This is a genomic window from Methylobacterium sp. PvP105 (genome assembly GCF_017876975.1).
In the GTDB taxonomy this organism is placed as follows: Bacteria; Pseudomonadota; Alphaproteobacteria; order Rhizobiales; family Beijerinckiaceae; genus Methylobacterium; species Methylobacterium radiotolerans.
In genome coordinates this window covers 2,248,039-2,261,065 of the sequence record NZ_JAGIPA010000001.1, presented here as the reverse complement: position 1 = coordinate 2,261,065, position 13,027 = coordinate 2,248,039, and the positions used below count along the sequence as shown (strand labels likewise).

14 protein-coding genes and 1 tRNA gene are annotated in these 13,027 nt (G+C 74.4%); 7 read left to right on the top strand and 8 right to left on the bottom strand.

Features of this window, described 5'->3' with window-relative positions:
- Positions 1-174: 174 nt before the first annotated feature.
- Entirely contained in the window at positions 175-396 is a 222-nt protein-coding gene (locus J3A75_RS10860; protein ID WP_012318297.1) for a DUF6894 family protein, read from the bottom strand.
- Between the two features lie 241 nt (positions 397-637).
- Between J3A75_RS10860 and J3A75_RS10855 the strand changes: the two genes are divergently transcribed.
- Complete coding sequence (locus J3A75_RS10855; RefSeq protein WP_012318296.1) at positions 638-844, top strand: hypothetical protein; 207 nt, start codon at positions 638-640, stop codon at positions 842-844.
- Positions 845-1,071: 227 nt separating this feature from the next.
- On the opposite strand, the gene J3A75_RS10850 is transcribed toward J3A75_RS10855, so the two are convergent.
- Positions 1,072-1,755 (bottom strand): DUF4142 domain-containing protein, encoded by a 684-nt coding sequence (locus tag J3A75_RS10850; protein WP_029359190.1) that lies wholly within the window; start codon positions 1,753-1,755, stop codon positions 1,072-1,074.
- A gap of 341 nt (positions 1,756-2,096) precedes the next feature.
- Between J3A75_RS10850 and J3A75_RS10845 the strand changes: the two genes are divergently transcribed.
- Positions 2,097-3,152, top strand: coding sequence for a LacI family DNA-binding transcriptional regulator (locus tag J3A75_RS10845; RefSeq protein WP_209650166.1), 1,056 nt, complete (start codon positions 2,097-2,099; stop codon positions 3,150-3,152).
- 19 nt (positions 3,153-3,171) lie between these two features.
- Here J3A75_RS10845 and J3A75_RS10840 read toward each other — a convergent pair whose 3' ends face one another.
- The 3 genes from J3A75_RS10840 to J3A75_RS10830 are packed head-to-tail and all read right to left on the bottom strand — an operon-like array spanning position 3,172 to position 6,975.
- Entirely contained in the window at positions 3,172-4,920 is a 1,749-nt protein-coding gene (locus J3A75_RS10840) for an ABC transporter ATP-binding protein (protein WP_209650165.1), read from the bottom strand.
- A gap of 13 nt (positions 4,921-4,933) precedes the next feature.
- A complete protein-coding gene (gene fhuF / locus J3A75_RS10835; RefSeq protein WP_058607259.1) occupies positions 4,934-5,716 on the bottom strand; it encodes a siderophore-iron reductase FhuF in 783 nt (260 codons plus the stop codon).
- The gene (locus J3A75_RS10830) at positions 5,713-6,975 is read right to left on the bottom strand and encodes an MFS transporter (protein WP_127991276.1); all 1,263 of its coding nucleotides are present in this window, start codon (positions 6,973-6,975) and stop codon (positions 5,713-5,715) included. The genes fhuF and J3A75_RS10830 overlap by 4 nt, the downstream gene beginning before the upstream one ends.
- 223 nt (positions 6,976-7,198) lie before the next feature.
- Between J3A75_RS10830 and J3A75_RS10825 the strand changes: the two genes are divergently transcribed.
- The 3 genes from J3A75_RS10825 to J3A75_RS10815 all read left to right on the top strand — a co-directional run bounded on the left by J3A75_RS10825 (position 7,199) and on the right by J3A75_RS10815 (position 9,672).
- Entirely contained in the window at positions 7,199-7,417 is a 219-nt protein-coding gene (locus tag J3A75_RS10825; protein WP_012318290.1) for a hypothetical protein, read from the top strand.
- Between the two features lie 104 nt (positions 7,418-7,521).
- Entirely contained in the window at positions 7,522-7,899 is a 378-nt protein-coding gene (locus tag J3A75_RS10820; protein WP_029359188.1) for a hypothetical protein, read from the top strand.
- A gap of 6 nt (positions 7,900-7,905) precedes the next feature.
- Positions 7,906-9,672: a sensor histidine kinase gene (locus J3A75_RS10815; RefSeq protein ID WP_053621422.1), complete on the top strand. Its 1,767-nt coding sequence runs from the start codon at positions 7,906-7,908 to the stop codon at positions 9,670-9,672.
- Between the two features lie 169 nt (positions 9,673-9,841).
- Here J3A75_RS10815 and J3A75_RS10810 read toward each other — a convergent pair whose 3' ends face one another.
- The 3 genes from J3A75_RS10810 to J3A75_RS10800 form a co-directional block, all read right to left on the bottom strand.
- A complete protein-coding gene (locus tag J3A75_RS10810; protein WP_012318288.1) occupies positions 9,842-10,231 on the bottom strand; it encodes a phage holin family protein in 390 nt (129 codons plus the stop codon).
- Positions 10,232-10,310: 79 nt separating this feature from the next.
- Positions 10,311-10,730, bottom strand: a complete 420-nt coding sequence (locus tag J3A75_RS10805) for an RNA polymerase sigma factor region1.1 domain-containing protein (RefSeq protein WP_058607257.1) — start codon at positions 10,728-10,730, stop codon at positions 10,311-10,313.
- An 86-nt stretch (positions 10,731-10,816) separates the two neighbouring features.
- Positions 10,817-11,908 carry an acyltransferase family protein gene (locus J3A75_RS10800; RefSeq protein ID WP_012318286.1) on the bottom strand — a complete coding sequence of 364 codons (1,092 nt, stop codon included), beginning with the start codon at positions 11,906-11,908 and terminating at the stop codon, positions 10,817-10,819.
- A gap of 177 nt (positions 11,909-12,085) precedes the next feature.
- On the opposite strand from J3A75_RS10800, the gene J3A75_RS10795 reads away from it, so the two are divergent.
- Both J3A75_RS10795 and J3A75_RS10790 read left to right on the top strand, forming a co-directional pair.
- Positions 12,086-12,162 (top strand) — tRNA-Arg (locus tag J3A75_RS10795).
- A 113-nt stretch (positions 12,163-12,275) separates the two neighbouring features.
- The gene (locus J3A75_RS10790) at positions 12,276-13,022 is read left to right on the top strand and encodes a transporter substrate-binding domain-containing protein (protein ID WP_053621426.1); all 747 of its coding nucleotides are present in this window, start codon (positions 12,276-12,278) and stop codon (positions 13,020-13,022) included.
- Positions 13,023-13,027: the final 5 nt, after the last annotated feature.

Below are 13,027 nucleotides of genomic sequence, written 5' to 3'. Positions count from 1 at the left end.
GCAGCCGCGGGAACGTGCGCCGGCCTCATCCGGATGGGGGATGCGGGTGCCCCGTCCCGGGTCTACGGTCGCACCGTCTCCGAGACGAGATCACCTCAAAGCCCGCCCGGCCAGGCCGCGGCGGGCTTCTTGTCGGGCGCCGACCGGCGCCCCGCCGCGCGTCCTGGACCCGCGCTACCGCCGGATCGGCAGCCGGTGGCGGGCGTACCCGGCGGCGTCGCGCACGACCAAGCTCCAGGACCGGTCGGGATCGGCCGTGCAGACCTCGTCGGCCATCTCGGCGATGACGCTGCGCGCCTCGGCCATGGCCTCGTCCAGGCTGCCGACCTCCACGCCGTCGTCGTCCCGGATCGTCTCCTCGCCGCTCTCGAGGTCGAAGTAGAAGCGCTCGGACACCGCCCTCCCCCCTGCTGCCGCCCCGCGGCGGTCGTCCGGATATCTCTACGTAGTGCGGAACACGACTGGGAAAGGTCTTCGGTTGGATAAACCTTAACGCATCTAAAACATGGAGTGTGCCCGGTTCTACGCGATCCGGCCGAGATTCCGCTCAGATTATCAATTATAAGAATCCGCGGCGTCCCCCCGCCGTCGTCCGACGGCCCGGTGCGGTGGCGCGCCTGAGTCGGGGCTCCGTGACATGTCGACCTCCGCCAACCCGCCCAACCCGAGCGCCGTGACGGCGGCGCTCCGCAAGGACAAGCTGCGCGCGCACATCAGGAACGTTCTGTCGACGATCCGGTCCCATCATACGGGGAGCGGGGCGTCGTCGATCCGCGCGACGGGCTACGTCCTTGGAGGGTGGTTCTGCGGCGCGGCCGCGGCGTCGATCCCGCTTTTTACGTAGCAACGGTCCGTCCAAGGGATGTGTTTCTTGAGGCGCCGCAGTCCGGCGCTTCGAACGGCGTCCCATGGCAGAGAACACCCAGCTTCGATCCCATATCCGCGGCGTGCTGCTCAGATGGGTGCAGCGCCTGCGCGAGCGGGCCGGCTGACAGGGCCTGTTCGAGGCCGGTGGGAGACCTCAGGGACGCCGCTCCGCCGCGCGGCGGAGCGGCTCCGTCGTCCGGCGGCTCAGCCCGCCTGACCGCCCATCATCGCCTGCATCCGGCTGAGTCGGGCGATGTGGAGGTTGATCAGCGGCAGGGCGCCGCGGGCGATCGCGCGCAGGCCGGGATCCTCCCCCGACTGAGCGTAGGCGCCGTGGATGCCCAGCGCCTCCTGATGGCCCTGGAGCGAGGCGTTCACGAAGGTGGCGTCGTATCGCGGCCCCGGCGGCATGGCGCTGAGCTGCGCCAGGATCTGCGCCTTCTGCGCGTCGGTGGTCATGCCCTGGGCCGGGGCCGGGCCGCCGAGTACGCCGCCCGCGACGCCGCCCACGACACTGCCCGCCGCGGTCACGGCGGTGCCGGCCACCGCCACCGGCGCCGCGACGAGGCCGCCGATCAGGCCGCCCGGCCCCGCCGCCGCGGCCGGGCCGGGCATCGGGGCGCCGCCCGTGTAGGCGCTGATCTTGCGGGCGAGGTTCACCTGCTCGACCACCTCGGCGCGGGCGAACTTCTTGACGCCGGGATTGGCGGTCTTCGCGTGGGCGTCGCGGGCGGTGTTCTCCAGGAACAGGCCGCCGCTGGTGGCCATCTGGAGATAGGCGCCGGTCGGGATCGCGCCGGCCGGCGTGACCTGCGCGAGGGCGGTGCGCGTGACCGCCAGGGCCGCGGTGGCGCCCAGCATCGTGGTGAGCAGACCGCGTCGGTGCATGCGACGGTGCATCATGGAGTGGCTTCCGGATTGAGTGAGGCACCCGACGCCCCGATCATCGCTTGAGGTGCTGCCCGGCGAACCGCACAGGGCGGACAAGGTTCCTGCCCGGCGCCCCTGCCGCAGAGCGGGACAGGGGCACCCGAGAACCCGCTGGATGGACCGGAATTCGCGCGCGAATGACCGGTCTTGCGCGGGTTCTGCGTCGGAAGGTGCCGTCTTTGCTGCCCGGCCCGCGGCTTTATCTCCGATCGATACAGATCTAGATTGCCGCACTGAACGAGGCGGCGCCGCGCGCCCGCGCCGGGCCGCGACCGTTCGGACCGGCTCGCGAGGGGACGATGGGCCAGACGACGATCAAGGACGTCGCCCGACGGGCCGGCGTGAGCTTCCAGACGGTCTCGCTGGTCCTGAACCACCCGCAGAAGGTCGCCCGGACCACGCGCGAGACCATCGAGACGGCCATGCGCGACCTGGACTTCGTGCCCAGCCTCGCCGCCCGGTCCCTGCGCAAGAAGCCGAGCCGCAGCATCGCCTGCGTGTTCGCCCCCGCGCCGGAGCCCGCCGCCGACGGGTCCCGCCCGGGGGAGGAGACCGACCACGGCCGCGTCCTCCAGACCTTCGGCACCGTCACCGACCAGCAGGGCTACACCCTGGTCCACCGCTGCCGCCGCGGCGACGACCCGGACGGCCCCGGCCGGATCGCCAGCCTCGTCAGCGAGGCCCGGGTCGACGGCCTCGTGGTCTTCGCCGAGGGCCGGGACGACCCGCTGATCGGCCTGCTCCAGGCCAAGCGATGCCCGTTCGTGGTGTTCGGCCTGGACGTGCCCGGCACGCACTATGCGGCGCGGGCCGAGCGCGACGCGATCCACGGGGCCGTTCGCCACCTGATCGCGGCGGGGAGCCGGTCGATCTGCCTGCTCACGGGCGACGCGCGCCGGCCGGCCGCCGACACCGAGCGGTTCCGCGGCTACAGGGACGCCCTCGCGGAGGCCGGCCTGCCCCTGCGCGACGCCCTCGTGGTCCCCTGCGACGGGACCGCCGCGGGCGGCTACCAGGCCGCGCGGGCGCTGCTGGAGACCGGGCCCGGCGCCCGCCCGGACGCCGTCGTGGCCGCCAGCGACGGGGTGGCGCTCGGCGCGCTGCGGGCGCTGCACGAGGCCGGCGTGCGGGTCCCCGCGGAGATCCGCGTCGTCGGCTTCGACAACCTCGCCCAGGGGGCCTACGCGGTCCCGAGCCTGACCTCGGTCGATGTGCCGGTGCTCGACATGGTCCGGTTCGCCTTCGCGACGCTGGTCGAGCTGATCGAGGGGACGCGGGCGCCGGACGACCTCGCCCAGAAGCTGTTTCCCACGCGCCTCGTCGTGCGCGAATCGAGCGCGGCGGCGCCGTCCTAGCGGGGTCGGTGGCCGGTTCTCACCCCGCCGCGAGGACGCCCGCGCCGGATGCGCCGCGCCCGAACTGCGCCGCGTGCAGGCGGCTGTAGGGGCCGCCGGCGGCCAGCAAAGCCGCGTGCCGGCCCTCCTCGACGACCCCGCCCTCCCCCAGGACCACGATGCGGTCGGCGTCCCGGACGGTGGCGAGGCGGTGGGCGATCACCAGGGTCGTGCGCCCGCGGGCCAGCTCGGCGAGCGCCCGCTGGATCTCCCGCTCGGTCTCCGTGTCGAGCGCCGAGGTCGCCTCGTCGAGGATCAGGATCGGCGGGTTCTTGAGGAAGACCCGCGCGATGGCGATGCGCTGCTTCTGGCCGCCCGACAGGCGCACGCCGCGCTCGCCCACCACGGTGTCGAGGCCCTCCGGCAGGCCGTCGATCAGCCCGCCGAGCCGGGCGCGCCGCGCGGCGGCGTCGATCTCGGCCTCGGTGGCGTCGAGGCGGCCGTAGGCGATGTTCTCCCGGATCGTGCCGGCGAACAGGAACACGTCCTGCTGGACGATGCCGATCTGGCGGCGCAGGCTCGCCAGGGTGATGTCGCGGATGTCGAGCCCGTCGACGGTGATGCGGCCCGCCTCGACCTCGTAGAAGCGCGGCAGCAGGGCGCAGAGGGTGGTCTTGCCGACCCCCGAGGGGCCCACGAACGCCACCGTCTCGCCGGCCGCCACCGCGAGGTCGAGGCCGGAGAAGACCGGGCGGCCGGGGCCGTAGCCGAAGCCCACCCCCTCGAAGCGGATGTCGCCGCGCAAGGCGCCGACCGCGCGGGCCTCCGGCCGGTCGGTGATGTCGGGCTCGGTGGCGAGCAGCTCCTGGTAGCGGCGGAAGCCCGCGACCCCCTTCGGATACGTCTCGACCACGGCGCCGATCTTCTCCAGCGGCCGGTAGAACACGCCCACCAGCAGCAGGAAGCCCACGAAGCCGCCCGGCGTCAGGTCGCCCCGGACCACGAAGGCGGCGCCGCCGAGCAGCACCGCGATCTGGACGAGGCGCAGGCCGAGATAGTTGATCGACAGGCCGGCCGCCATCAGCCGGTAGGCCTCGAGCTTGGTGTCGCGGTAGCGGGCGTTGTCGAGGGCGAACAGGGCGCGCTCGTGGGGCTCGTTGGCGAAGGCCTGCACGACCCGCATCCCGCCGACATTCTCCTCGATCCGCGCGTTGAAGGCGCCGACCCGTCCGTACTGGGCCTGCCAGTTGCGGGTCATGCGGCCGCCGTAGCGGATCGACACGAAGGCGATCAGCGGCAGGATCGCCGCGGTGATCAGCGCCAGCGGCGCGTGGACGTAGAGCATCAGCGCGAAGGCGCCCAGCAGCGTCATCACGGCGATGAACAGGTCCTCGGGCCCGTGATGGGCGACCTCGCCGATCTCCTCCAGGTCCTTGGTCACCCGGGCGACGAGGTGGCCGGTCTTCTGGCCGTCGTAGAAGCGGAAGGAGAGCTTCTGCAGGTGGTCGAAGGCCCGCGCCCGCATCGTGGTCTCGATGTTGATGCCGAGCACGTGGCCCCAGTAGGTGACCACCACCATCAGGCCGGCATTGGCGACGTAGACCAGCGCCAGCGCCGCCGCGGCGAGCAGGATCAGGCCCCAGTCCTGCCGGGGCAGCAGGCTGTCGATGAAGCCCTTCACCGCGATGGGGAAGCCGAGCTCCAGCAGGCCCGACAGCACCGCGCAGCCGAAATCGACCAGGAACAGCGTCCGGTACGGCCGGTAATAGGCGAGGAAGGCCTTCAGCATCGCGCGGCTCGGATCAGCGTTGGGCGGCGCACTCGACGGGGCAGAGCGCGCCGCAGGACGGCACCCCCGGCAGGCGGTGGCGCAGGCAGCAGACGCGGCGCCGCCGGCAGCCCGACGCCCCCGGGCAGAGCGCCTGCGCAAGAGGACTCTCGAGCGGGCTCCTAGCGCAGCCGGGGCCGGCGCGCCATCCGAGGCAGGCCGCGACGTCGTCACAGGCGTCGGTGCAGGCGCTCGCGCAGGCGGCGCCGTCCCCCTCCCCGTCCCCGAGCGGTCCCCCGGGCGCGCCGCCGAGTTCCCGGGCGACGTAGTCGAGGATCACGGCGGCATTGCCCCAGAGGACCCGGGGCGCGATCCCGCACCGGGCGTGGCAGAGCTCGACGAACGGGCGCAGATGCGCCTCCACCAGCCCGGTCAGGCCGGGCGCCGGGCAGGCCGCGCAGCCGGACCCGTCCGCGGGCAGGCGGAAGCGGCACGGCCGGCCGGCCGCGTCGAGCTCGAGGCTGACCGCGTCGAAGGCGAGCGGCAGCGGCCGGCCGAGGCGCACCAGGGCGGTCAGCGCCGGCGTCGCCAGGGCCGCGAGGTAGAACTGGCTCCAGTACGAGACCCGGACCCGCGGATCCGCGGTCCGGAACGCCGCGCCGAACCCGGCCCCGAAGGCCGCCAGCGTCGCGTCGAACACGTCGGGGTCGCGCAGGGCGCCGAGGGGCAGCGCCTCCGGGCCGCCGGGGCCCTCGGCGACCCCGTCCCGGTAGGCCGCGAGCGTGTCGGGAACCTGGGCGGCGACCTCGGCGATCATCGCGCCGCCCCGTCGTCCCGCAGGGTCCGCTCCACCGCGACGGCGAGCCACGCCACCGCGGCGGCGTAGAGCGGCAGGGTGGCGGCGAAGTAGCCCGGCCAGCCGATCCAGCCGGCGAGCGCCGGGGCGGCCACCCGCAGCGGCATCGCGGCGAAGAAGGCGGCACCGAACAGGAGCGCGTAGTCGGTGGCGGGCTTCGGGCCCTGGGCCCAGCGGTAAATCATGTTGAAGACCGGCACGCCCAGGAACCCGCCCGCGACGAAGCTCAGCACCGCGGCGGCGACGCCGAGATCGGGCATCCGGCCCGCGCAGGCGACGACCATCAGGCCCCCGGAGGCCAGGACGCCGAGGGCCCCTGCGGCGATCAGCCGGACCGTGCCGAACCGCGCGGCCAGCCAGCCGGCCGCCAGCGCCATGACGAGGTTCACGGCCGGGAGCACGGTGCCGGTGAGCGTGCCGACCTGCCCGAGCGGGACGCCGAGATCGAGGAGCGCCAGGGTGTTGGGCCCGGCCACGAGGTAGGAGGCGGCGAAGTAGGCCCCGAGCACCAGCACGCGCCCGGCCAGGCGGCGCAGCCGAGCCAGCGAGCCCGACCAGCGCTCCGGGCCGGCGCCGGTTCCGGCGGCGCCCCCGGCCCCGCGCGGGGGCGCCTCCCGGTAACCCAGGATCGGCAGCAAGCAGAGGGCGTCGAGGGCCGCGCAGGCCAGGACCGCCCCGCGCCAGCCCAGGCTGTCGTAGGAGCCGACCAGCACGCCGACCCCCAGGATGCCGCCGAGGGAGGCGCCGCACAGCTTGGCCGAGGCCACGAAGGCGCGCCGCCCCGCCGGCACGGTCTCGACCACCAGGGCCTCGAGGGCGATGTCCATGGTCGCCACGCAGGCGCAGGCGGCGATCGCCAGGGCGAGCAGCGCCAGGAGCGGCCAGGTCTCGCCGAGACTCAGGACGGCCAGCAGGAGCACCGAGGCGGCCTGCGCGGCCGCGATCCAGCCGATCCGGTGGCTGAGGAACGGCAGGCGGAGCCGGTCGAGCAGGGGCGCCCACAGGAAGGTGAGCCCGACCGGCAGGTTGATGAGCTGCAGAAGCCCGACCTCGGCCAGCTCCACGCCCCGCGCCCGCAGGATCAGCGGCGCCCCGCCGGACAGGAAGCCGAGCGTCGCCCCGAAGGTCACGTACAGGCAGAAGAACGGCGCCAGCGGCCGCAGGCCCGCCAGGGTATCGACGACCCGGGTGCCGATGGCAGGTCCGGCGGAACCGGTCACCGCGACCCGCACGCTGTGCCGCGATCCGCGCCGGCCCGGAGACTGCAGTTTATAATCACACTAATCTATTGATTTACCTCGGTTTTTGCTGTTTAGAGAGGTCGGCGCCGGGGATCAAGCCGGCGGCGTTTCGCGGCGCGTCGACGCGCGCCCCGCCGGCGGATCCGACGTTAATCTTTCGTCAACCATGCCCCCGACAGAGTCGCCGGCGGAGGGCTGAGCCATGACCCGACGCCGGGATTTCGACGCGCTGAGCGAGGCGCAGATCGCCGCGAACCGCACGCAGGGGCGCTGGGTCGAGCCGAAGGCGGGATTCCGTCCGACCGGTCCGCGGGCCGTGTCCGATCTGCTCGACACGATCCAGCACGTGGCCGAAGCCGCGACCGGCGAGCGCAGCTTTCTGCACCTGCGTCCGGAGGCCGGCCGGCCCCGCGGGCGCTGAGACGATCCGTCCCACGGCGCCCCCCGACCGCGCGGCGCACTGGCAAGGGCCGACCGGTTCTGCAACAACGCCGGGATGAGACGGCGTCCCGCCCGCGAATCCGCTTGCTCGCACGCGTCGATCGCGTCCGCCCGATCCGGCGGCGCCTCGTGAGCGCGGACGAGGCGGCGGACCGCCGGCCGCGCAACCGCACCCTCGCGCAGGAGGTCGAGCGCCGCCGCGCCGCGCCCGCGGCGACCGGCGCGGCGACCGGGCTGCCGATGAGCGATGTCGGCCTGTCCGGCGGCCTCGACGGCCGGGAGAGGGTGGAAGCGGCCCGGCCGCACCGGCCGGATCCGAAGGTCCTGGTCACCACCGGCTCCGTAAAGATCGCGACCTTCGGCCCCGGCGCCCTCGAACCGGGGATGCGGATGAGCACCGCGCCGCTCTCCGTGGAGACCCTGGCCGCGCGGGCGCGCGCGCCGATCGCCGGTCTCGACTGACCGCCGATGCCGCTCCGCTTCCGGTTCCGCACCCCGCTCCCGCTTCTGCGCTCTCGGCCGCGTTCTCCGACCCTGTCGCTGACGACCCGCATCCTGCTGCTCGTCCTGCTCGCCCTCGCCCCGGCGCTGGCGATCCAGGGCTACAACGAGGTCGCCCTGCGGGCGAGCCGCGACGCGGCCGTGCGGGCCGACGCCCGCGCCACCGCGCGCGACGTGGCGGAGGATTTCGCGCAGGTCTCCGACCGGATGCAGCAGGCCCTCGATCTGATCTCCGGGGACGCCACCGTGCAGGCGCGGGAGCCGGCGGCCTGCACCGCCTACCTGCGGCGGGCGGCCGCGCGGCTGCCGCACGTGCTGCTGATCGCCCTCACCGATCCCGAGGGGGCCGTGATCTGCGACAGCGCCGGCGCGCCCGCGGGCTCCTACTCGAGCCGCGGCCGGGCCTATCACCGCCGCGCCCTGGAGCGGGGCGGCTACGCGGTCGGCGGCTACGCGGTCGGCTTCCAGACACGGCGGCCGTCGATCCACTTCGCCCGGGCCGTCCACGCCGGCGACTCCGGGGGGGCGCCCGCGGGCGTCCTGCTCGCCGCCGTCGACCTCGACTGGCTCTCCGATCATCTGGAACAGGCGCTCCATCAGGCGGAGACGGCGATCACCGTGACGGACCGCGACGGCCTGATCATCGCCCGCCGCCCGGACGAGGCGGCCTGGATCGGCAGGCCGATCCCGCCCGACCGGGTCGCCATGCTGGAGGCCCAGGGCAGCGACGTCCGCGTCGCCGCGGGCCTCGACGGCCGCCAGCGGATCATCGCCACCGCGATGCCGGACGGCCCGCTGGCGGGGGTGCGCGTCGTCGTCGGGCGCGACCACGCCACCGCCTTCGCGGATATCGACGCCGCTACCCGCCGCGGGCTGGTGCTGATCGCCCTCGGGGCGGCCCTGGCGCTCGCCGCCGCCCTCGTGGCCGGGCGGGTGTTCATCCGCCGCCCGGTCGAGCGGCTCCTGCGCACCGCGGCGGCGTGGCAGGCCGGCGACCTCGCCGCCCGCACCGGCCTGCACGGCGCCGCGGAGTTCGACCGGCTGGGCAGCAAGCTCGACGCCATGGCCGCCACCCTCCAGCGCAGCACCGCCGAGCTGCGCGCCGAGATCCAGCGCGGCCGCGCCCTGCAGGCGCAGCAGGGCACGATGCTGCACGAGCTGAACCACCGGGTGAAGAACACCCTGGCCACCGTCCAGGCCCTCGCCCGGCAGTCCCGCGGCTCCGCCGAGGTCCTGGAGGCGCGGATCCTGGCCCTGTCGAAGACCCACGACCTCCTGACCCGCGAGGACTGGAGCGGGGCCCCCCTGCGCGAGGTGCTGGAGAGCGAGCTCGGCCCGTACCGGACCGGTGGCGACCAGATCCGTCTGGACGGGCCGGACGTGTCGCTGAGCCCCCGCGAGGTGCTGGCGCTCGGCCTGACGGTTCACGAGCTGACCACCAACGCCGCCAAGTACGGCGCCCTCTCGGTCCGCGAGGGCCGCGTCCGGGTGGCGTGGTCGGTCGCCGCCGGCGCGGCGGGGGAGCGGCGGCTGCGGCTCAGCTGGGAGGAGCGCGGCGGCCCGCCGGTGCGGGCGCCGACCCGGGTGGGCTTCGGGACGCGGCTGATCGCCGGCGGCGTGCGGCGCGAACTCGCCGGCACGGTCGACCTCGCCTTCGAGGCCGAGGGCCTGCGCTGCCGGCTCGACGTGCCGCTCGATCCGGGCCTCGGCGCCATGCTGGCACCGACGGGCTAGGACCGGCGTGGCTGGGCCAAATCGCGCCGATTGAGCAAGGACTTGGATCCGGATCCGGACAGACCGGTCGAGCGCGCCCGGACCGGTACGCGCGGCGAACCCTCGCTCGGATCACGCGTGAGCGGACCGCCGCATCGACCTGACAGCGCTGAGATTTCCGGTCCCGGAATCACGCGCCAGCGCGGGTCACCTCGCGGACGTCCCGCTTCACCTGCCGCCACGTCCGCCAGGGCTCGAGGTTCGAGAGCGCCATCCGGCGGGCGCCCATCCAGCCGAGTCCCAGCGCGATGACGAGGAACGGCGCGGCGACGATCAGCGCGGCCGGCGCCTCGGCGCCGAACGGCACGGCCAGCAGCTTCACCACGGCGTCCAGGCCGAGGAAGAAGGTGACGATCAGCAGCACCGGGATCGTGCCGACGATGGCGATCAGCGACACGATCGCCCGGAAATTGCCGTCGACCTCCGTCCGCGCCAGCGTGAGCAGCGCCTCGACATGCGCCGTCCCCTCGCGCAGGGCCGCGATCAGCAGGGCGAGGGTTCCGTCCGGGGTCTGACGCATGGATACGAGGGTCCTCGGGGCCGTCTCCGGCCGGCTCTCGCCAACGGGGCCGCGGCCCGAAGCGTTCCGCGCCGGGCGCTCACAGCATCAGGAGCACGGCGCCGAGGATCAGAACGGTCGCCAGGCCGGCCAGGAGGACGGCCCGGCCGGCATCGGCGCCGTCGTCCGGGATCGGCTCCGCGGCGGCCGGCGCGGCGGATGCGGGGGCCGCGAAGGCCGCGCCCGGCCCCGCCTCCGCGGCCCGGACCGGCGGCGTGCCGGACCCCGGCGCGGGAAGGGTGACCGCGGCCGGGACCGGCCGGTCCGTCGGGGGGCCGAAGGCTTCGGGCTCGACGCTCACGCCCGCCGCCTCCAGCTCCAGCATCACCAGGACCAGGGCGTCGACATCCATGCGCTCGACGGGCAGCGCGGCGCGCAGATCGTCGGCGGTGAGGAGGCCCCGGTCGCGGCCGAGGGCGACCAGCCGGTCGAGGGTCCCGCGATCCAGAACCTGCGTCATGTCCCGCCTCCGCGGCCGCGTCCCGCCTGTCCATCGAGAACGCGCCCGGGCGGCGCCGGTTACCGGCGGCCGCGGGCCTTCCGGCGCTAGGCGCCGAGGGCGGGCCCGGCCGCCGGGATCGCGCCGGGCTCCGGCCGGGCGCCGCCCGGTCCGGGCCGGAACTGGAGCATCGGCCGCTCGATCAGGTACCAGCTCAGCAGGCCGAGGGGGATGGCGGCCGCGAGGGTGAGGACGGCGACCGCCCAGGGTGAGATCCCGGGGATCCGCGCGACCAGCAGGTTCTGCACCGGCCAGGCGTAGAGGTAGAGACCGTAGGACGGGTCGACCTGGGCGGTGGCGCGGCTGAGGGCGGTGGGGCGCACCGCGAGGGCGAACCAGAAGATCAGGTAGCCGCCGAGGATCGCGAAGGCCGGCTCGGCCAGCGGCCGGCTGAACATCAGGGGCAGGAGCAGCAGGGCGGCGAGGGTCGCGCCGCGCCGCGTGTAGGTGATCCGGTCGGCGAACAGCCGGAAGGCGCCGCCGCAGCAGAACACGAAGGTGAGGCGGATCATCTCCGACAGGGATCCGAGGATGTCGCCCGGATGCCCGACGGGCAGGAAGAGCCAGCGCAGGGCGAGGAGGCTGCCGAGCCCCCCGAGCAGGCCGAGATAGCGCCCGCGGCGGCGCAGGGCGCGGGCGGTGCCGACGAGGCCGAGCAGCAGGTAGCAGCCGAACTCGCAGGGGATGGTCCACATCGAGCCGTTCAGCAGCGGGTAGGGCAGCTCGGCGAAGGCGCCCGGGACCACCGGCATCAGCAGCAGCGACAGCCGCAGCAGGGCCTCGAGCGGCGAGGCGTCCGCGAGGTTGCCGCCGCCGAGGGGCGCGACGACGGCGATGCAGAGCAGGGATGCGACCACGAAGGCCGGGTAGATCCGCAGCGCCCGCCGCGCGAGGTAGTCGCCGAAGGAGCGCTTGGCGCGGTAGCTCGCGGTGATCAGGTAGCCGCTCACGAGGAAGAAGCCGTCGACGGCGATCTCCCCCAGGGACAGGGTCCCGAAGACCTGGGTCAGCAACTCCCGCGACCGGTTCCCGTCCACGAGTTCGGGGGCGTGGGCGAGGATCACGAGGCCCGCGAACAGGAGTCGCAGGGACCCGAAATTGTTCGCCCGCGGATCCCGGCCGCCCGTCACCTCCGCCACCTCTGCCCGCTCCGCGACCTCTCTGCCCGGCGCCCAGGGGCCGGGAAACGGCGCGCGAAGGCAAGGACGCCGGGGCAACACGCGCCGGAGATCGGATTGCGTCGCCCGCGGCCGCACGCGATGGTGCGGGCGCCGTTGCGCTCCCGGCGCGGTTGGGCTAGGGAATGGCCACGGCTTGCACCCGTAGCTCAGCTGGATAGAGCGTTGCCCTCCGAAGGCAAAGGTCACACGTTCGAATCGTGTCGGGTGCGCCAATCTTCCCAATGACGTAGCAAGGGTTAGGCCCGAGGCGGACATCGCCGGGGTCACCTCGGTCTCGCCCTCGCGATCCCGTTGCGCGTCGCTTCTCTGCCCCCTGCTCGCCCCTATGACGATTTCCCGCCCCGCGCAGGATGCTTCCGCGAAAGCGGAGCTGGCGCCGACCGGCACGCTCCGGATCGGTCTCGTCGAGGCGCCGTCCGCCGGCCTGATCTTCGTCTGCCGCGCGGCCGATGGAGGGCTCGACGGCGTGACGGCCGATCTGGGCGCGGATCTCGCCCGGCAGGTCGGCCTGCCGCTGGCCGTCACCCTGTTCCCGAACTCGGGCGCCGCGGCCGCAGCGCTCCAGGCCGCGGCGATCGATGTCAGCTTCATGCCGGTCGACGCGACCCGGCGCCAGGTGATCGATTTCGGGCCGGGCTACTACGATCTGGAGAGCACTTATCTGGTCAGCGCCGGGTCGGGCATCACCGACGTGGCGCAGGTGGACCGGCCGGGACTCCGGGTCGTGGCGATCGAGGGCACGACGACGTTCCGCGCCTCCGCCCGCACGCTGACCCGGACGCAGCCCCTCCCCGTCCCGTCCGTGGCCGAGGCGGTCGCGCGCATGCGCGCCGGGCAGGCGGACGCCTTCGCGCTGTCCCGCGACACGCTGCGGCCGGTGGTCCTGCAGGTCCCGGGCTCCCGCATCGTCGCGGGCGGCTTCCAGCAGACGCAGGTCGCCGTCGCCGTTCCGAAGGGCCGGCCCGCCGCCCTCGCCCGCGTCACGGCGTGGATGGATGAGGCGAAGCGCGCCGGGGTCGTCCGGCGCATCTTCGATGCCCGCGGCTTCCACGACGACGCGGTCGCGCCCTGACGAGC

What these genes read in the sequence shown, in the direction of transcription:
- J3A75_RS10845 (WP_209650166.1), top strand. Translation starts at nt 2,097, where the DNA reads ATGGGCCAGACGACGATCAAGGACGTCGCCCGACGGGCCGGCGTGAGC.
- J3A75_RS10850 (WP_029359190.1), bottom strand. Translation starts at nt 1,755, where the DNA reads ATGCACCGACGCGGTCTGCTCACCACGATGCTGGGCGCCACCGCGGCC.
- fhuF (WP_058607259.1), bottom strand. Translation starts at nt 5,716, where the DNA reads ATGATCGCCGAGGTCGCCGCCCAGGTTCCCGACACGCTCGCGGCCTAC.
- J3A75_RS10790 (WP_053621426.1), top strand. Translation starts at nt 12,276, where the DNA reads ATGACGATTTCCCGCCCCGCGCAGGATGCTTCCGCGAAAGCGGAGCTG.
- J3A75_RS10805 (WP_058607257.1), bottom strand. Translation starts at nt 10,730, where the DNA reads ATGACGCAGGTTCTGGATCGCGGGACCCTCGACCGGCTGGTCGCCCTC.
- J3A75_RS10855 (WP_012318296.1), top strand. Translation starts at nt 638, where the DNA reads ATGTCGACCTCCGCCAACCCGCCCAACCCGAGCGCCGTGACGGCGGCG.
- J3A75_RS10815 (WP_053621422.1), top strand. Translation starts at nt 7,906, where the DNA reads ATGCCGCTCCGCTTCCGGTTCCGCACCCCGCTCCCGCTTCTGCGCTCT.
- J3A75_RS10825 (WP_012318290.1), top strand. Translation starts at nt 7,199, where the DNA reads ATGACCCGACGCCGGGATTTCGACGCGCTGAGCGAGGCGCAGATCGCC.
- J3A75_RS10810 (WP_012318288.1), bottom strand. Translation starts at nt 10,231, where the DNA reads ATGCGTCAGACCCCGGACGGAACCCTCGCCCTGCTGATCGCGGCCCTG.
- J3A75_RS10840 (WP_209650165.1), bottom strand. Translation starts at nt 4,920, where the DNA reads ATGCTGAAGGCCTTCCTCGCCTATTACCGGCCGTACCGGACGCTGTTC.